Origin of the sequence: Legionella antarctica, assembly GCF_011764505.1 — a bacterium.
GTDB classification, from domain to species: domain Bacteria; phylum Pseudomonadota; class Gammaproteobacteria; order Legionellales; family Legionellaceae; genus Legionella; species Legionella antarctica.
In genome coordinates this window covers 2,562,251-2,581,396 of record NZ_AP022839.1, presented here as the reverse complement: position 1 = coordinate 2,581,396, position 19,146 = coordinate 2,562,251, and the positions used below count along the sequence as shown (strand labels likewise).

Here is a 19,146-nt window from a genome sequence, read left to right as displayed (position 1 = left end):
ATGTTTTAAATTTTTTGGTGATTTTTTTAATGGGTGATATCGAGATAAAGGGACTGATCGCGGCACTTAAAGAGCAAATAAGAGATTATGATTATCATTATTATGCACTGGATGAACCCCTGATACCCGATGCGGAGTACGATCGTTGTTTCCGAGCCTTACAAAAATTAGAAGCTGAATATCCGCAATTTTTAACAGCAGATTCACCAACACAAAGAGTTAGTGGCACCCCCCTGGAAGCCTTTATGCCTGTCGCTCACAAACAGCCTATGTTATCGCTCTCTAATGTCTTTTCAACCGAGGAATTACAGTCATTTATTAAACGTGCGACCGATAAATTGGATGAGCCTAATCAGCAGCTAATTTTTACCTGTGAACCCAAACTTGATGGTTTGGCAGTAAATCTTACTTATGAATTGGGTATATTAACTCATGCTGCAACCCGGGGAGATGGAACCGTTGGCGAAAACATTACTGCAAATATTAAGACCATTACAGCAGTTCCCTTAAAATTAAGAACTCAAAATCCACCTCAATTTATAGAAGTGCGCGGGGAAGTTTATATTCCTAAAGCGGGGTTCGAAGCTTATAATCGGAAAGCAAGAGCGTCGGGAGAAAAAACTTTTGCAAATCCGCGTAATGCAGCAGCAGGTAGTTTAAGACAATTAAATCCGGCCATTACTGCTAACAGACCCTTGGCTATATATTGTTATGGGATTGGCGCTTGCGAAGGGTACCGATTACCTGCCAGTCATTTATTGCAACTGCAATTGCTTAAAGATTTTGGTTTTAGAGTGTCTTCTGAAACCAGAAAGGAATCTGGAATAGAGGGCTGTTTGAGTTATTATCATGCCATGCTGGTCAAACGAGATAAGTTACCTTTTGAAATTGATGGTGTGGTTTATAAAATTGACAGTATTCCTTTGCAGCAACAATTAGGCTATGTGTCGCGTGCCCCTCGTTTTGCCTGTGCTCATAAGTTCCCTGCCTCAGAAGAAATGACTCGATTAATAGCTGTTGATTTTCAAGTAGGAAGAACCGGAGCATTGACTCCTGTGGCTCGCCTGGAACCTGTAAGTGTAGGTGGTGTAACCGTAAGCAATGCTACCTTGCATAATCTTGATGAAATTGCCCGTAAAGATATACGCATTGGCGACACGGTGATTATTCGTCGGGCTGGGGATGTGATTCCTGAGGTAGTCTCCGTGGTGTTGGTCAATCGTCCATCCGATACTGAAATGATTCATCTTCCTGAACAATGTCCAATATGTGGATCTGAGGTCATCCGCGAGGAAGGAGAAGCTGTTGCACGATGTATCGGGGGTCTATTTTGCAAAGCTCAGTTAAAAAGAATGATGTGGCATTTTGCATCCCGCAAGGCTATGGATGTAGACGGTTTAGGCTCTGTGCTCATAGAGCAGTTAGTCGATGAGGGTATAGTGCATCGTTTATCTGATCTGTATGAGCTTGATTTGCCTACTTTGGCCAATCTACCCAGAATGGGAGAGAGGTCAGCACAAAATCTATTGTCGTCTTTAGAACAGAGTAAGAAAACCACGTTTAACCGGTTTCTTTATGCATTAGGGATTAGGGAAATTGGTGAGTCCAGTGCTCGCGTTTTAGCAGAACATTTCTCAGATATTGATGCTATTCAGTCTGCTACTGTGGATGAGCTGATGAGCTTAAATGACATAGGACCGGTAGGTGCTGCCTATGTGGTACATTTTTTTGCTCAACCCCACAATCTTGAGGTGATTCAACGTTTGTTAGAGTTGGGTATCCATTGGCCTAAAACAGAAAAAAAAGTAATCAATCAAGAGCATCCTTTATTTGGGAGGACAGTGGTATTAACCGGTACCCTGAATACTATGGGGCGTGAAGATGCAAAAGCAAAACTATTGGCCTTAGGTGCTAAAGTAAGCGGTAGTGTATCTGCAAAAACAGATTTCCTAATTGCCGGAAGCGAAGCTGGGTCCAAGTTGGTAAAGGCAACAGAACTAGGTGTTGCTGTTCTGGAAGAGGAACAGTTGCTAAAGATGCTGTCCCTTTGAACCTAAAAATAAGATTGAGATTTAAGTAAGCCAAGGGTAAAGGGATGTACCCTCTTTAAATTTGGAAACAGAGATCGCGTTAAGTTCGAGATGAAGCTTCCCGGCTCCTTAAATTGCCATTTTGGAAAAAATCCAATTAGGGATATACTGCAAAGTTAATATGGTTATTTGGTACAGGGAAAAGTGGGTGGGACGACTAACCTTTATAAGAGTGTTGCTGGTTTTCATGCTAATAAACTGGGGTTTAGTGTATGCTGACGGCTGGATAATGAATAATCCCTATCCAGAAAGCGAGACTAAAGAAAATATATATTACTCTTCCTTTACACAACAGCCTAAAACACTGGATCCAGCTCGCTCCTATTCTGCAAATGAATATGTGTTTATAACCCAGATTTATGAACCCATGCTTGCATACGATTATTTTACTCGACCTTACCAACTGACACCTTTAATAGCTATGGAATTGCCACAACCTGAATATCTTGATGCCAATGGAGCCTTTATTACTAATGGGAGCAAGATCGAACCCACCTATAGTGTATACACTGTCCAAATCAAAAAGGGCATTTTCTATCAACCGCATCCAGCATTAGCTAAAAATAAAAATGGGTCTTATCGCTATTTTGATATCGATGAAGATTATCTTGATGATCATGACATCCATAAGTTATCCGATTTTAAATACACAGGAACTCGTGAATTAATTATTGATGATTTTATTTATCAAATAAAACGTTTGGCTAATCCTGCCGTAAGCTCACCGATTTATGGGTTGATGAGTGAGTATATTCTTGGTTTTAAGGAGTTCGCTGATTTGCTTCCTTCTTCTGGTAGAGGTGAAAACCAGTATGTGGATCTGCGGAACTTTCCATTAAAAGGGGTAAAAAAGCTGGATGATTATACCGTTGAAATTACTTTAAAAGGACAGTATTCCCAATTTTTATATTGGATGGCAATGCCATTTTTTTCACCTGTTCCCTGGGAGGTGGATTTATTTTACTCACAAAATGGAATGGATGATAAAAATATCAATTTTGGCTGGTATCCTATCGGCACGGGTCCATTTATGTTAACGGAAAATAATCCGAATAGACGAATGGTACTTGAAAAAAATCCTAATTATCGGGAAGTATATTTTCCTTTAAATGCTTCTGAAGAAGACAGAAAAACAGGCTATCTGGACAATGCAGGAAAGCGTTTACCTTTGATTGATAAAGCTGTTTATACCTTGGAAAAAGAATCAATACCTCGCTGGAATAAATTTTTACAGGGATATTATGATGTTTCAGGGATTAGTGCGGATAGTTTTGATCAGGCAATACGAATCAATCGTTTTGGGGAAGCCATGCTAAGTGAGGAAATGGCTGCTAAAAAAATTTACTTAACTCAAACTTTGGAACCTAATATTTTTTATATGGGTTTTAATATGTTTGATGGTGTGGTTGGCGGAACTAGTGAAAGAGCACGAAAGTTAAGACAGGCAATTTCCATTGCCGTGAATTACGATGAATATATCGCCATTTTTTATAATGGACGAGGACGTCCAGCACAAGGGCCTATTCCCCCCGGCATATATGGCCATAAACAGGGCCAAGCCGGGATTAATCCTTATGTGTATGAATGGAACGATAATGCTATAAGAAGGCGTTCCTTAGAGGATGCTAAAAAATTGATGACGGAGGCAGGTTATCCTGAGGGTATTGATCCTAAAAGCGGCGCAAGTTTAATACTTCATTACGATGTGACCACCAAGGGCACACCTGAAGATAAATCCATTTTGGATTGGATGCGTAAACAATTCGCTAGCATTGGCATTGATCTGAATATCAGAGCAACTCTTTATAATCGTTTTCAGGAAAAAATTCGTACAGGTAATATGCAATTATTTAGTTGGGGATGGAATGCAGACTATCCAGATCCTGAAAATTTTCTCTTTCAGCTCTACGGACCAAATGGCAAGGTAAAATATGGTGGAGAGAATGCTACAAATTATAAGAATCCTGAGTATGATCGCTTATATGATTTAATGAAAAATCGGAGCAATGACCAGCAAAGGCAGGAGATTATCGACAAAATGTTAGAAATAATAAGAAATGATGCCCCTTGGGTGTGGGGTATGCATTCACAGGATTTTACTTTGTCCCAAAGCTGGGTTTCACGAGTTAAAGCGGATACAATTTCACACAATACCTTAAAGTATGTTTCTATCAATGTATCTAAGCGAAATGAATTACGCCTTACCTGGAATCAGCCTGTTCTATGGCCGTTAGGTATACTGCTCCTCCTCATTATTGCTTTAACCGCTTTTCTGTTCATTGCTTATATAAAGAAGGAAAAGTTGCCGGCTGCAAGGATTAAAATATCATGATCAGATATATGCTTCGTCGGGTTATGTATGCAATCCCTATCCTATTTGGAATAAATCTACTAACTTTTGTTTTGTTTTTCATGGTCAATACACCCGATGATATCGCCCGCATGCATTTAGGAAATAAGCATGTGGCGCAAACAGCAGTAGATGAATGGAAACAAGTTCATGGTTACAATTTACCTTTGTTTTATAATGGATCTCAATTAGGAATTAATCGTGTGAAAGAAACGTTATTTTTCCAAAAATCATTGATGTTGTTTCGCTTTGAGTTTGGAGTTTCTGATGCGGGCAGAGATATTAGTTATGATATTGGTTATAGAATGTGGCCTAGCTTGGCTATTGCCTTACCTGTTTTAGTGTTAGGCATAGTGGTTAATATTATGTTTGCGATGTCCATGGCCTTTTTTCGGACCACGTACCTTGATTTAGCTGGGGTAATTATTTGTATTATTTTAATGTCTATTTCCAGTTTATTTTATATTATTGGCGGTCAGTTTCTGTTTGGAAAAATATTAAAGTTATTCCCTATCTCTGGTTATGATGGGGGTATGGATGCACTGAAATTTATTATGTTGCCTGTTATTGTGGCGGTTCTTGGCCAGATAGGAGCAGGTTCCCGATGGTATCGTACTTTATTTCTGGAAGAAATTAATAAGGATTATGTTAAAACAGCACGTGCTAAAGGGTTATCGGAACAAAGAGTTCTTTTTAGACACGTATTAAAAAATGCAATGCTGCCCATTTTAACCGGTATCGTAGTAATTATTCCTTCTTTATTTATGGGCAGTCTAGTTCTGGAATCTTTTTTTGGAGTTCCAGGACTGGGGAGCTATATCATTGATGCCATCCAGCAACAGGATTTTGCCATAGTCAGAGCTATGGTTTTTTTAGGTTCTATTCTTTATATCGTGGGATTAGTATTAACTGATTTTTCCTATGTGCTCGTTGATCCCCGGGTACGATTATCATGAGTCGAAATAGGTTGAGAGGGGAGCAATGAGATTTGAATTACTCTGGTCAGACAAGTGTTTTCTCACTCTTCTAGTATTGAGTTGCGTCATGATTTTAGCCAGCTTGCGCAAACGACACATCAGAATGTCCTTTTCTCTCATTCTGCATAGGCCGCTGGCAGTTAGTGCAGGCATAGTATTATTATTTTTTTTAACCATAGGCGTGTTGGATTCCATTCATCTCCAATCAACAAAGAATGGAACTGAACATGCGGAGTCTTTTTTAGATAAAATAGTGGCTCCTCTTGGCAGCACGTATGAGAAAACTTATTCTGCACCCTTAGCTTTGACAATGTTTGTTACAGAGACGGAATTGATTAATGGTTTAGCGAAACAGGTATATCCACGTTTAAACTATCCTCCCCAGTCGGTAACAACTAAAGCTGATAGAGATGAACTCATCAAAGAGATTGGCAGTCGCTCTTTAGTATATTCTCTTGTTTTCATTATAGGTTGTTGGTTGGTAAGTGTTGTAATCAAATTGGTTAGGTGCTCCGAGCATATTTATGCTTTAAGCGCCCCGGGTATGAGCGCTTTAATTACCTTGGGTATTCTGGTATTCGCAGTTTTTTTTTCTTATTGGCTCTCTCGATCATTCCATTTGTTTGGTACTGGTCAAATTGGACAGGACATCTTTTATTTTACTATCAAAAGCATTCGTACGGGACTAATTATTGGGCTGTTAACCACTCTATTTATGCTACCCCTGGCATTGTTTCTTGGGATAGCCGCAGGATATTTTGGTGGCGTAATCGATGATATTATTCAATATGTATATACCACATTAAGTTCGATTCCTGGCGTATTGTTAATTACAGCATCAGTGTTGTCCTTGCAAACCTATATCGCCAGTCACCCTGAACAGTTTACAACTCTTGCGCAAAGTGCTGATGCACGATTATTAGCTCTTTGTTTGATTCTTGGGGTTACCAGTTGGACAAGTTTATGTCGTCTGTTGCGAGCAGAAACCCTGAAATTACGCGAAGTAGATTATGTCACAGCGGCACGGGCACAGGGGAGCAATTGGTTTACAATTATTCGCAAACATTTGCTGCCTAATATGATGCATATTGTGGTCATAACCCTGGTCCTGGATTTTAGTTTTCTGGTCTTGGCTGAGGCAGTTTTATCTTATGTGGGAGTAGGGGTATCGCCAATGACAATCAGTTGGGGGAATATGATTAATGGTGCTCGACTTGAATTAACGCGTGATCCCTTAGTTTGGTGGCCAATATTTGCGGCATTTTTACTGATGTTTCTTTTAGTCTTAGCTATTAATTTATTTGCAGATGCCGTAAGGGACGCTTTTGATCCTCATCAATCTAATTTGTAAAAGGTGAATTGTTATCAGCCCCTAGATTAGTTAACCCTATTTAGGGTAAAGTTCACCTATTATGCTTAATGAGTTTATCCCCTATGCAACAACGATTTGTTCATTTGCGTGTCCACACGGAGTTTTCTTTAGTTGATGGTTTGGTTCGAATTAAACCACTAATGAAGGCTGTATCGGCTCGAGGGATGTCTGCTGTAGCAGTGACTGATTATTGCAATTTATTTGCCGCAGTAAAGGTGTTTAAGAGTGCTGTAGATGCCGGAATTAAACCCATCATCGGCAGTGATTTACCTTGCCATAATCCTGAGAGTCCCGATGTTATTTCCTCTTTAGTGCTCTTATGCCTTAATTCTGAAGGGTATAAAAATTTAACCTGTTTGGTGTCTAAAGCCTACCAGGAGGGACAATATCAAGGCCAGCCCCGCGTCCAAAATCAATGGATTGATGATTATGCCGCTGGATTAATTGCCTTATCAGGGGGAAAGTTTGGTGATATTGGTCAAGCGCTGTTAGCTAATGATGAGCCTCTAGCAAAAACACGTGCGTTACACTGGATGAAGTTATTCCCTAATCGATTTTATTTGGAGATCCAACGTACCGGCCGAGCAGACGAAACTCATTATAACGAAAAGTTGATTGCTTTGGCAGAAGAGCTTAATTTACCCATTGTTGCTACGAATGACGTTCATTTCATTGATGAAGAGGATTTTGAAGCACATGAGGCTCGAGTTTGTATTCATGAAGGGTATGGTTTAGCGGATCCAAGACGAGTTCAACGACATAGTTCTCAACAGTATTTGCGGTCAGCAGAAGAAATGGAAGCATTATTTTCTGATTTGCCAAGCGCAGTTACAAATACGGTGGAAATTAGTAAACGGTGCAGCTTAAAAATTGATTTGGGTAATAATTACTTACCCAATTTTCCCATTCCTACAGGCTCTACGGTTGAAGCTTATTTATCCCACTTATCCGAGGTAGGGCTGGAGGAGCGTTTAAAACAATTATTTCGCACAAAATCAGAAGATGATCTAATGGCGGCAAGAGGCGAATATGATCGCCGCTTGCACATTGAATTAGAAGTGATCAATAACATGGGTTTTGCCGGTTATTTCTTAATCGTTGCTGACTTCATTCAATGGGCCAAGAAAAATGGTGTCCCGGTTGGACCGGGACGGGGTTCAGGGGCGGGTTCTCTTGTTGCCTATGCATTAAAGATTACCGATCTGGATCCTTTAGAATACGAATTGCTTTTTGAACGATTTTTGAATCCTGAACGGGTTTCCATGCCTGACTTTGACATTGATTTCTGTATGGAGGGTCGGGATAGAGTTATTGATTATGTCGCCGAAAAATACGGCAGGCAAAGTGTGTCTCAAATTATTACCTTTGGCACTATGGCTGCAAAAGCGGTTATACGAGATGTAGGACGTGTTTTTGGCCATCCCTATGGTTTTGTCGATAAACTGGCAAAATTAATTCCATTTGAAATAGGAATTACTTTAAGTAAAGCTCTGGAGCTTGAACCCGAGCTTCAAAGACGGTATGAAGATGAAGAAGAAGTTAAAGAATTAATCGATCTGGCACTCAAATTGGAAGGAATAACCCGTAATGCAGGAAAGCATGCCGGGGGCGTAGTCATTGCTCCATCGCAACTTACTGATTTCACAGCGATTTACTGTGAAGAGGGTTCGAATCAAATAGTCTGTCAATTTGATAAAGATGATGTTGAGGCGGCTGGCTTAGTCAAATTTGACTTTTTAGGTTTAAGAACACTGACCATTATTGATTGGGCATTAGCCACGGTTAACAAACAGTGTCAGCAATCAGGTTTAGTTCCTGTAGACATCAGTCAAATACCTACGAATGATCCCGCTACCTTTGATTTATTAAAGGCCTGTAAAACTACGGCAGTTTTTCAGCTTGAATCACGAGGTATGAAGGAATTGATTAGCCGGCTTCAGCCCGATTGTTTTGAAGACATCATTGCTTTGGTCGCCCTGTTTAGACCTGGACCTTTGCAATCAGGTATGGTTGACGATTTTATTGATCGAAAGCACGGTAGAGCTTTGGTGGATTACCCTCATCCTGATTTGGAGCCTATTCTAAAGCCAACGTATGGGGTCATTTTATATCAAGAACAAGTAATGCAAATTGCTCAGGTATTGGCAAATTACACCTTAGGTGCTGCTGATATGTTAAGAAGAGCTATGGGTAAGAAAAAACCTGAAGAAATGGCCATGCAAAGGGAGATTTTTACCAAGGGTGCGACAGAAAGGGGTGTAGACGAGCAGGTTGCAACTCATATATTTGACTTGATGGAGAAATTTGCAGGTTATGGATTCAATAAATCACATTCGGCAGCCTATGCTTTAGTTGCTTACCAAACCGCTTGGCTCAAAGCCCATTATCCCGCCGCATTTATGGCTGCTGTCATGTCTTCAGATATGGATAATACCGATAAGGTAGTCACCTTTATAGATGAATGTGCCCATATGAAATTAAAGGTGTTACCCCCATCTATTAATCGTTCTTTGTATCATTTTACAGTTAGCGATGATACCACCATTATTTATGGACTTGGGGCTATAAAAGGGGTGGGAGAGTCAGCCATTGACTGTATTACTGAAGAGCGTGGGAGAAATGATACCTACACTGATTTATTCACTTTTTGTCAAAGACTCGATTTGCGTAAAGTGAACAGAAGGGTACTTGAGGCTTTGATTAAAAGCGGAGGCTTTGATGATTGGCAAGTGGAACGAGCAGTATTGACGGCATCTTTGGAAAAAGCGTTAAAAGTCGCTGAAAAAGAGCATCAAAATCAGTCCAGCGGACAATTTGATTTATTCTCGCTGCTTGAAGATAATGCCAGTGAACAAAGTTATAATTCCTGCAAACCTTGGTCTGAGGCACAAAGACTCGAAGGAGAGCGAGAGGTTTTGGGCTTTTACCTTACAGGGCATCCTGCAGATCAATATCGACGAGAATTCGGCGATTTTATCCTGCCTATAAGTCAACTAAATCCCTCAATGCATAAAAAGGCAAATATTTGTGCACAGGTTTCAAGTGTTCGAAAGATCATTACCAAACGTGGTAAAAAATTGGTAATCCTTGGCGTGGATGATTCTACAGCCAGAATGGATGTAGTGGTCTTTGGTGAAATTTTTGAACAGTGTACTGATCCTATAGCAACAGGGCACATGCTGGTTGTTGAGGGTGAGGTTGCGCTTGATGATTATAATGGGGGCGTGAAAATGACCGCCACCCAGCTTTACAGTATTGCTGATGCTCGCACCAAGTTTGCACGTTGTTTGGAACTGCGCCTTAAGCAAAACAGTGAATCGTTAATTACTTCAATCCAGACGATTTTAAAATCCCATTCGGGGCGTTGTATCGTTCAATTAAATTATATGAATGAACATGCAAAAGCACATTTGAGTTTGCCACAGCAGTGGCATGTAACACCAACTGATCAATTATTGAGTCTGATGACTAATCTTTTAGGAGCGGATCAGGTAGGAATGAGGTATTAAACTAAGCCTGCAAACGCTGTCGATTGCGGGCTAGTTATTGGAGAACTAAATTGAACAGGGCAGTGCATGAGATTCATCCTGAGTGTCCTGAACTGAATTTTCGGCTAAAACCGTTTCTTGCACACTTTCAGAGTTCTCTATCATTGCTGCTGGGTGCCTTTTTATATGTTCTTTTAACTCATCAATGACCATTGGTGGAAGTTGAATTCCGCTTTGTGCTGTCATGATATCCTTACCATTGACATACAGCGAACCGTCCTCTTTGAGTTCTATTATTTGTTTTTGATGAACTTCGCTAAGTTCCTCTACAGGAGTGATAGCTATTGCTATACCACTAATTATGGCGGCTCCGTCTGAAATGCGTATGCCGGTAATTGTTGGGGCACCAGGATCTTTGTAATAGTAGCCACTTATTGCAGCACACACTTTCCAAAGTAAATGATAAGCCAGATCCAAGGGTAATCCTATTGCAGTTCCTACACCATGACCGATAATTCCCATGGTAGCCCCTAGAACATGGGCTAGAGTAATACTACAAAAGGCAGTAATTAATTTGCTTGCGATAACTGGAGCAAAAAAGGCAACCCCCGTGGTTCCCGTAGGGCCGAAAAGTAAAAGACTCCCTCCGATTAGAGCTGTGAGTTGGTACTTGGCTGACATGCCTTGAGTAGATTTACTGATTACATCGCCGCTTAATAAACCTACTGTAGCTCCAGTGTAGGCGAACGTTGCGGCGAATAACGGTTGAGCAATCGATGTGATAGGAAAATCAGTATAATGATTGCTAGATTCTTTTTTCACCTTGGATTCGCTAATAAATTGCGCGAAATCACTCCAGTCTTTTTCAGTGAACGGTCTTAATTTTGCGTTGATCAATGCGACGTTTGCTTCTTCCAGTGCATTTTTAGTATTGATAAATCGATTGGCTGTCGCGTAGCAGTTCTCCTTATCTTCTTCGTCAGGGTAATTTTCAGCGGTTATTCCCAGCATCTCATTAAGGCCCGATGATAAAGCAGAGTTTTTAGAGTTTTGCGATTGCACGTACCAACATGCAGTAAGGTAAACTCTCCAGGCAGTCGTATTAGCCGGTAATTCCTCAGGGGAGGTTATATTTTCTAGTTTTTTTAGATTGGGCCGGAGTAAGGCGAATATTTTCTCCATGAAGATAACCTGTTTTTTTCGGGTTTTAATGTCCGTTCCGCCAAACATAGTAGGTAACCCTAACATGGAAGGAGTTTCTTCCAGATCAACATTTCTTGCTTTTTGATATTGTTCGCGTAAAAAAGGCAGTTTATCCAGGGCATCGTTGGAAAGAATCAAGCGCATAATATATACCTCATATCCGTTGAGAGTAATCTATTTGTATAGTTTATCTTACTTGCTCATTGGCTTAATGCAATCATATTTGATTGTTTTTTACTAAATTTTTGCATTCTCTTTGCTGATCTTATTTTATTTGGCAATTAAGTCATTGAAAGGATGTTTTTTTTCTGAATTATGGTACTTTTATCTAAAGAGTAAATAGCAGTGCTGTTTTAAGCTTTGTAGGAACATGTTACATGGTCAAATTAATGAATAACCTCATAAAGGTACGTTTTATGGAACGGCTGAGCCATTTTTTCTTAATCTTGCGGGTATCACATTGGAGTAAAGCCGCTTTTGTTATGTTGGGGTTTTTCTATACACCCGCATCAGGATATTTGGTTCCTGCTTTATTAGCTTCTTTCGCTTTTTGTTTGATTTCAAGTGCGGTATATATTTATAATGACATCCAGGATCGATCGGAAGACAGTTTACATCCTCATAAATGTCGTCGTCCTATAGCAAGTGATAATGTGTCGGTTTCCGAGGCCATTTTCATGTTGTTTCTATTACTGATAACAGGCCTTACCCTTGGGTGGTTCATTTCAAAACAATTAGCTATTATTCTGACAGTTTATTTGGTAGTTAATCTGGCTTATAACCATATATTAAAATTAATACCTATTTTGGATGTGGCCTGTATTGCGACAGGTTTCATGCAAAGAGTCCTCGCGGGTACCGTAGGAATAGGATTGCCTATTTCAGGATGGTTGACTGTAGCTGCAACTTTACTGAGTTTATTTATTGCCTTAAATAAACGTCGACTGGAAATGCAATTAGGATTAAAACACTCTACAAGAAAAGTTCTCAAAAAATACCATCCATTGCTTCTTCAGTGGCTGATAATCAGTACCGGGATAGCCACGTTCATCACCTACCTTTTCTACACTATTTATGCGAGGGATGAGTCATTTTATTTCATTTTGACGTTACCTTTTGCTGCTATCGCTTTATGGCGTTTTTCCTGGCTTTCTACTCAGAATATAGATAATGATGATCCGGTAAATGTCTTTGTGAGTGATAGATTGTCACGAATAAATTTATACTGTTTTGCTGTATTAACTTTTATGGCTTTAACCCAATGAAAAAGGGGTTTCATTGGTATGATAGTATTTTTATTTTCCTCTTAATCTATTTATTTATTTTTCAAATACAAGCAATCTGGCCTTTTACAATAGATGATATGTTCATTTCCTTGCGTTATGCCAGAAATTGGGCCGCAGGAGATGGATTACTATGGAATCTACAATCCCCTCCGGTAGAAGGCTATTCAAATTTTAGTTTTGTTGTCTTGGGAGCATTTTCACTAATTTTAAATAGTGACCCGGTTTTGGTACTGAAGTCTGCTGGGGTGTTAGGTCTTTTTTTTACCTGTTATTTTATCTATTTGATAAGCCGATTTTGGTTTGAACGACGTGAATCGTTAATTCCCTGTCTTGGAATACTGCTTTACAAGGGACAAATCATCTGGGCAGTGAGTGGTTTTGAGACTACGATGTATCAGGCCTTACTATGTGGGGCAGTTTATTTTGTTCTACGTGGATTAGGATACAATTTATTCCCTGGCCTACGTGGAATTCCTAAACCCACTTATTTTTTATTTTCTGGGCTGTTATTGACACTAGCGGGGATGACTCGTCCAGAAGCTCCTGTCTTTATGGTTTTATTTATTATCTTGATTCTGTGGGATATGCCTCAAAAAGGAAGTAAAAATTATTGGCAGGGGATGCTTCTTTTTTTTCTGCCCCTTTTATTCATCTTCCTGCCCTATTTTTTATGGCGATGGAGCTACTACGGATTTTTATTTCCCAACTCTGTTTATTGCAAAGGTCTTGCGAATACCTCGTATGTACTGGATAAAAACTATCTTAAACTCATATGGCCATTCGCTGCTTTTTCTTTTTTTGCCTGGTTTAAGAAACCAGATAAGCGCTATTATTTTTTAGGTTTGCCTAGTTTGTTGTACTTGTTAATGCTGCTAGGTTCAGATCCAGTGGCAGCTTTTGATAATCGTCTTTTTTTACCCGCTTTTGTTCTGTTACTCCCCTTAGCACTTAAGGGTATATGTGATACTGTTATAATGTATTCCAAACAAAGAGATCAGATTTTTTTTACGGCTTTATATATAGTCTCTTTCTGTGTTGCCTTTTTTTTCATTCCATCAGCCACTCTTGCAGAATACCGCTATTTTAAAAATAATCCGGTACAAGGAGAACAACTACGCACTAAGGTGCTACGTTGGTTAGATAGGCACGCTCGCAAGCATGATACCGTTGTTTTAGCCGATGCAGGGTTCATTCCATATCATAGTCAGTTAAATTTTATAGATTCTTATTGTTTGAATAATTTATCAATGACCCAATATCCTAAAGCACAGATGTATGAGCAATTTTGCCACCGAATTTTAGGTGAAAAACCGCAAGTAATTATTTTGACTGCTCTAATTGAACATGGTCAAGTGACCTATACTCCAAGTGATATTTGCTTGAAAAAAATACTTAAAGGTCAGGATGAGTACAAATTAACCAAGGTTTTTTATACTGAATCTCCCGATTCTAAATATCAGTATGAATTGTTTACTAATTTTTGATGCTATGCCCTTTAACTTGGTGTACCATCCTTTCTATTAGAATGGATTAAATACTGTGTATTTCATGATAAAAAAAATAATTTTATTTCTAAGAAAATTGCTTTCAAAGTTGCCCGTTATTTTGTTTGACGTATCAGCCATTCCAATTGCCTGGAATGCGGCTTACTGGCTCCGTTATAATATGCATCCTTACCCCAGTATTTTAACCTCCAATCATTCATTTATTGCCTTGGCGTCACTAATCGTTGTCCAAATTAGTTGTTATTATTATTTTAAAACCTATAGAGGCTTATGGCGTTTTTCATCTTTAAATGATGTAGTACGCATCTTAAAAGCCTCAGTCAGTGGGATTGTTTTGGTAATACCCGTATTTTACCTAACCTCATCATTACATTATCTTCCCAGGTCTGTTTTTCCCTTATACTGCATTATTCTGGCTACCTTGCTCTGTGGTGGAAGATTATTGTTTCGTATTCATTGGGATAAGCGCGAAATGGGTAAGAAAGAGGTCGACCTCAAGAAAGTTTTGATCATAGGGGCAGGACACTCAGGAGAAGGGTTGGCTCGGGATCTGAAACGGAGCAATATTTATCAACCTATAGGATTTGTTGATGATAATATCAGCAAAACTGGATTAGAGGTTCATGGAATCAGGGTATTGGGAACAACTCGGCAGATTGTGGAGTTTGTTAACCTTTATGATGTAGATTTAATATTTATCGCCATTCCTTCTGCACGCTCTTCGACCATGAGGCGAATAGTTACTTATTGTGAAGCAAGTTGCGTGCCTTTCAGAACATTACCCAGTATTTCTGCCTTAGCAGCTGGTCGAGTTGAGGTGAATGCCTTAAGGCCAGTAAATATAGAGGATTTATTAGGCAGAGATCAGGTCAGTCTGCAATGGGATAAAATTGCGGCAACTATTTTTGAAAAACGAGTTTTAATAACTGGGGGTGGTGGCTCAATTGGTTCTGAATTATGCCGACAGGTTTTGGCCCTGAAACCAGCCAGTTTGATTATCGTGGAAAATAGTGAATTTAATCTCTATAAAATCGAGCAGGAGTTGAAGGAGAGTTTCCCTGGAATTCCTATCGAGTTGTGCTTGGTAAGTGTTACTGATGAAATAGCAATCAATCATCTGTTCGCTCGCTTTCAACCGACAATCGTATTCCATGCTGCGGCTTATAAGCATGTTCCCATGCTGCAAAATCAGATACGCGTTGCTGTGTATAACAACGTATTGGGTACGCAGACAGTTGCTAAAGCCAGTGTTACTTATGGCGTAGAGAAATTTATTTTAATTTCTACGGACAAAGCAGTTAATCCCACTAACATTATGGGAACTACCAAGCGTGTTGCGGAAATATACTGTCAGAATTTAAATGACAAAGTGCAAACTCAATTTATTACAGTTCGTTTTGGTAATGTTCTTGGGTCAGCTGGGAGTGTTGTTCCCCTATTTCAAAAACAATTACAAGCAGGTGGCCCGTTAACAGTAACTCATCCTGACATGCAACGTTATTTTATGACGATTCCCGAAGCATGTCAGTTAATTTTGCAAGCAATGATTAATGGGTGTGGTGGTGAAATTTTTGTGTTGGACATGGGTGAACCTATAAAAATAAGCTATTTAGCGGAGCAAATGATTCGCCTTGCTGGTAAAGAACCTGACAAAGACATTCTCATTGAATACACTGGATTGCGCCCCGGAGAAAAATTATATGAAGAGTTGTTCCATGAATCAGAGCAATTAGCGCCGACAGAGCATGAAAAACTATTCAAAGCAAAATTCCGCGAGCTGGATTGGAATGAGCTTACACAGACTATGCGAATGTTAAATAGTGCATGTGTTGACTATCAAGAACATGAACTTTTAATTTTATTAAGAAGCCTTGTGCCTGAACTGCAATTGAACGAGTTCGTGATGAGTTGAAACCGATATTTCAAATAGTTCCAGGATTAGTTATGCTCTGTTTTAAATTTTAAATTATCTCAATTTATTAGGTAAGATTATGAGTAAATATCTTTGGACTTCTTTAAGAGCACGTCTACAATATATCAAAAGCAGAGAGGGTAAGCCATTTAACTGGGTCTTATTGCCTGGGGGACCAGGGCTTGGCTCTGAGTCACTTACGGATTTATCCTCATTACTGCAACTACCAGGTACTATTTGGCACCTTGATTTGCCAGGTGATGGCTCAAACGTCACCGAAGACAACAAGCATTATTTTTCTCATTGGTCTGACGCTCTTATTGAAGCCGTTGCATCGCTGGAACAGGTGATTCTTGTTGCCCATTCAACTGGAGGGATGTATGCTTTGGCAACAGCAAAGCTAGAGGGGTTACTCACCGGTTTGGTATTAATGGATTCTGCACCTGATGCATCCTGGCAAACTGTATTTATGAGCTACGTCAAGAGGAATCCTATTGACGCACTCGAAAAGCTGAACAAAAAATACCTCGAACAACCCAATAATGAACTCCTGAAAAAGATGACTATTGCCTCTGCCCCATACTTGTTTACTTCAGCCGGATTAACAAAGGCTCTTTCTTTTTTTGAATCTCTGCCCTTCAATTATGAGAGCTGTGAGTGGTCTGCACAATTTTTTGACAGCGATTATGTATCTCAATGGATACCAGAAACGATCCCGACACTGATTTTTGCTGGCGAGCGTGATCAGTTAACCCCATTAACATTATTTAGAAACTCAATGCTGTTTCAGCGTGATAATATTTTCATCAGGGAAATTCGTGAGGCTGGGCATTTTCCCTGGATTGATAATCCTGAAGAAGTGAGCTTGGCTTTTGTCGAATATTGCCAGAGGTTATAACCACCAACGAGATTTGTCTTTCGATAAACTTTTACTCTTTCCACCAGTAAGACAAAAATTGGTAACTATAATGGTTTTAAAATTTTAAAAGGAGGTAAGAAAATGATTGTGACATATGATGATTTTAATAAAATAGAGCTGTGTTCCGGAATTGTGGTCAAAGTAGAGGAGTTTACACGCGCTATAAAGCCTGCCTGTAAAGTATGGGTGGATTTTGGAAAGGATTTGGGCGTACTACAAACATCAGCTCAAGTCACCGTTCACTACACTCCGGAGTCTTTACTAGGACGCTCAGTGGTCGGTTGTGTGAATTTAGGTGAAAAGAACATTGCAGGCTTTACTTCACAATTTTTATTGGTTGGTTTTACCGATGAGAACGGAGCCATCTGCCTCATTACATCCGATCCCAAAGTTCCTAATGGACAAAAACTACATTAATTCCCTTTAAAGACAGGCAGAGATACCCTAATAAGCGCTGCACAGCCACTAGGAGATCCCTCATTTCCTTAGGGATGACGTTTTTCCTTACTCCACAAAAAACTTAAAGCGGAGGGAACAAATCCTGAAACTTAACTCGACTTTTCACATGCAAAGCTTTACGTCTCTTTTTAGAGACATCAAATATCTTATAAATCGCAATGGGCACAAGAAAACTCACCATGCCAATTACAAAAGCCAATTTATACATTGGATCTTTATTTAAAACGAGGAAAAACAGGGCAATAACCATTAAAATTATCGCCACAATCCCAGTATATGGAGAGTAGGGCGTTACATAACGTAAATCTTTAGTAGTATAACCCGCCTGATACAACCTGTTTCGAAAGCTAATTTGGGAGGCACATAAGGAAATCCATGCTAAAGCTCCAGTAAATCCAGAGACAAGCAATAACGCGATGTAAAGTTTCGTTTGTCCAAAAAAATACCCTACACCCAAGAGGACCCAAACTCCAATCAAAGTAGCGATTACAGCATTCTGAGGGACGGCATTTTGATTGAATTTAGCAAAAGTATGAGGAGCCATTCCATCTCGAGCCAGAGCATTCAAAGAACGAACTGTGCCATAAAATCCTGAGTTGGCACAGGAAAGAGTTGCAGATAGAGTTACAAAACTGGTTACTGATCCGGCCCACTTTAAACCATAGAAATTCAGCGCATCTGCAAATACAGAGTTGGATAAACCAGCTTTCTGCCAAGGGAAAATTAATACCAGACAAAAGACTGGAATAATATAAATAAACAGGATTCTAAGTGTAACGTTACGAATAGCGTGAGGAATCATCCGTGCGGGATTTTCAGACTCTCCTGCAGCAAGACCAATAATTTCAGAGCCTTGATAGTTTACCAGTAGCAGAACCATGGCTGTCAATAAGGCCATCGTTCCATTAGGAAGCAAACCACCATCATCCCAGATGTATCTAAGACCAATAAACCCATGAGGCTCAGTGCCACTAAAAACTCCAAGAAAAATCAAAATGGCTAAGACAACGAATCCCATCAAGGCTACAATTTTAATTAAAGCCAACCAGAATTCGATCTCTCCAAAAGTATCTACCTTTGCCAGATTGATATATGTGATCAGTAAACCAAAACAAACAGCCCAAATATAGCCATTAATCCCGGTAAACATCTCCATAAGGATGCCCCCTGCCACACATTCTGCTGGAATATAAGCTACCCAGCTAATCCAATAGGACCACCCGACACCACAAGCAACTGCAGGAGAAATAAAATCAGAAGTGTAGGTAACAAAAGAACCTGAAATGGGAATGGCAACTGCCAGTTCACCCATACACAGCATTGTCAAATATATTATCAACCCGCCCAACATATAGGCTATAAATACAGCAGGGCCTACGAGATTAATAACCTCTCCAGTTCCTAAGAAAAAACCTGAGCCAATGATTCCACCCAAGGCAATTAACTGAACATGACGATCCTTTAAACCTCGGCGGTAGCCACTGTCTTTAATAGGTTTGGACATAGTTGGAATATTCTTCTTCACGGGCTGTTTAATTCTCACAATAATTAATAGGGAGCTAATGTTATATTCATATGGAAAATA

The 19,146-nt window shown here is 39.6% G+C and carries 12 protein-coding genes; 10 read left to right on the top strand and 2 right to left on the bottom strand.

Annotated elements, in window-relative coordinates; genetic code table 11:
• Nucleotides 1-29 precede the first annotated feature (29 nt).
• The 5 genes from ligA (at nucleotide 30) to dnaE (ending at nucleotide 10,298) form a co-directional block, all read left to right on the top strand.
• Complete coding sequence (gene ligA / locus HRS36_RS12270) at nucleotides 30-2,051, top strand: NAD-dependent DNA ligase LigA (RefSeq protein ID WP_173237522.1); 2,022 nt, start codon at nucleotides 30-32, stop codon at nucleotides 2,049-2,051.
• A 226-nt stretch (nucleotides 2,052-2,277) separates the two neighbouring features.
• The gene (locus HRS36_RS12265; RefSeq protein ID WP_173238519.1) at nucleotides 2,278-4,422 is read left to right on the top strand and encodes an ABC transporter substrate-binding protein; all 2,145 of its coding nucleotides are present in this window, start codon (nucleotides 2,278-2,280) and stop codon (nucleotides 4,420-4,422) included.
• A complete protein-coding gene (locus HRS36_RS12260) occupies nucleotides 4,419-5,396 on the top strand; it encodes an ABC transporter permease (protein ID WP_173237521.1) in 978 nt (325 codons plus the stop codon). Before HRS36_RS12265 ends, HRS36_RS12260 begins: the two co-directional genes overlap by 4 nt.
• Before the next feature lie 25 nt (nucleotides 5,397-5,421).
• Nucleotides 5,422-6,768, top strand: coding sequence for an ABC transporter permease (locus tag HRS36_RS12255; RefSeq protein ID WP_173237520.1), 1,347 nt, complete (start codon nucleotides 5,422-5,424; stop codon nucleotides 6,766-6,768).
• 83 nt (nucleotides 6,769-6,851) lie between these two features.
• The gene (gene dnaE, locus HRS36_RS12250; protein WP_173237519.1) at nucleotides 6,852-10,298 is read left to right on the top strand and encodes a DNA polymerase III subunit alpha; all 3,447 of its coding nucleotides are present in this window, start codon (nucleotides 6,852-6,854) and stop codon (nucleotides 10,296-10,298) included.
• A 45-nt stretch (nucleotides 10,299-10,343) separates the two neighbouring features.
• On the opposite strand, the gene HRS36_RS12245 is transcribed toward dnaE, so the two are convergent.
• A complete protein-coding gene (locus HRS36_RS12245; RefSeq protein WP_173237518.1) occupies nucleotides 10,344-11,624 on the bottom strand; it encodes a type IV secretion protein Dot in 1,281 nt (426 codons plus the stop codon).
• Nucleotides 11,625-11,869: 245 nt separating this feature from the next.
• On the opposite strand from HRS36_RS12245, the gene HRS36_RS12240 reads away from it, so the two are divergent.
• From HRS36_RS12240 to HRS36_RS12220, 5 genes are all read left to right on the top strand, one after another.
• Nucleotides 11,870-12,745 (top strand): decaprenyl-phosphate phosphoribosyltransferase, encoded by an 876-nt coding sequence (locus HRS36_RS12240; RefSeq protein WP_420814302.1) that lies wholly within the window; start codon nucleotides 11,870-11,872, stop codon nucleotides 12,743-12,745.
• Between the two features lie 98 nt (nucleotides 12,746-12,843).
• On the top strand, nucleotides 12,844-14,250 hold the full coding sequence (locus HRS36_RS12235) for a glycosyltransferase family 39 protein (RefSeq protein WP_226905464.1): 1,407 nt from the start codon (nucleotides 12,844-12,846) through the stop codon (nucleotides 14,248-14,250).
• Nucleotides 14,251-14,314: 64 nt separating this feature from the next.
• The gene (locus tag HRS36_RS12230; RefSeq protein WP_173237515.1) at nucleotides 14,315-16,183 is read left to right on the top strand and encodes a polysaccharide biosynthesis protein; all 1,869 of its coding nucleotides are present in this window, start codon (nucleotides 14,315-14,317) and stop codon (nucleotides 16,181-16,183) included.
• Nucleotides 16,184-16,262: 79 nt separating this feature from the next.
• Nucleotides 16,263-17,081 (top strand): alpha/beta fold hydrolase, encoded by an 819-nt coding sequence (locus tag HRS36_RS12225; protein ID WP_173237514.1) that lies wholly within the window; start codon nucleotides 16,263-16,265, stop codon nucleotides 17,079-17,081.
• A gap of 102 nt (nucleotides 17,082-17,183) precedes the next feature.
• Nucleotides 17,184-17,519, top strand: coding sequence for a tRNA-binding protein (locus HRS36_RS12220; protein ID WP_173237513.1), 336 nt, complete (start codon nucleotides 17,184-17,186; stop codon nucleotides 17,517-17,519).
• A 103-nt stretch (nucleotides 17,520-17,622) separates the two neighbouring features.
• On the opposite strand, the gene HRS36_RS12215 is transcribed toward HRS36_RS12220, so the two are convergent.
• On the bottom strand, nucleotides 17,623-19,086 hold the full coding sequence (locus HRS36_RS12215) for an amino acid permease (RefSeq protein ID WP_173237512.1): 1,464 nt from the start codon (nucleotides 19,084-19,086) through the stop codon (nucleotides 17,623-17,625).
• Between the last annotated feature and the right edge of the window lie 60 nt (nucleotides 19,087-19,146).

Bases quoted from the DNA above. Each gene is read 5' to 3' on its own strand.
- HRS36_RS12220 (WP_173237513.1), top strand. From the start codon at position 17,184: ATGATTGTGACATATGATGATTTTAATAAAATAGAGCTGTGTTCCGGA.
- HRS36_RS12265 (WP_173238519.1), top strand. From the start codon at position 2,278: ATGCTAATAAACTGGGGTTTAGTGTATGCTGACGGCTGGATAATGAAT.
- dnaE (WP_173237519.1), top strand. From the start codon at position 6,852: ATGCAACAACGATTTGTTCATTTGCGTGTCCACACGGAGTTTTCTTTA.
- HRS36_RS12235 (WP_226905464.1), top strand. From the start codon at position 12,844: ATGTTCATTTCCTTGCGTTATGCCAGAAATTGGGCCGCAGGAGATGGA.
- HRS36_RS12230 (WP_173237515.1), top strand. From the start codon at position 14,315: ATGATAAAAAAAATAATTTTATTTCTAAGAAAATTGCTTTCAAAGTTG.
- HRS36_RS12260 (WP_173237521.1), top strand. From the start codon at position 4,419: ATGATCAGATATATGCTTCGTCGGGTTATGTATGCAATCCCTATCCTA.
- ligA (WP_173237522.1), top strand. From the start codon at position 30: ATGGGTGATATCGAGATAAAGGGACTGATCGCGGCACTTAAAGAGCAA.
- HRS36_RS12245 (WP_173237518.1), bottom strand. From the start codon at position 11,624: ATGCGCTTGATTCTTTCCAACGATGCCCTGGATAAACTGCCTTTTTTA.
- HRS36_RS12240 (WP_420814302.1), top strand. From the start codon at position 11,870: ATGAATAACCTCATAAAGGTACGTTTTATGGAACGGCTGAGCCATTTT.
- HRS36_RS12225 (WP_173237514.1), top strand. From the start codon at position 16,263: ATGAGTAAATATCTTTGGACTTCTTTAAGAGCACGTCTACAATATATC.
- HRS36_RS12255 (WP_173237520.1), top strand. From the start codon at position 5,422: ATGAGATTTGAATTACTCTGGTCAGACAAGTGTTTTCTCACTCTTCTA.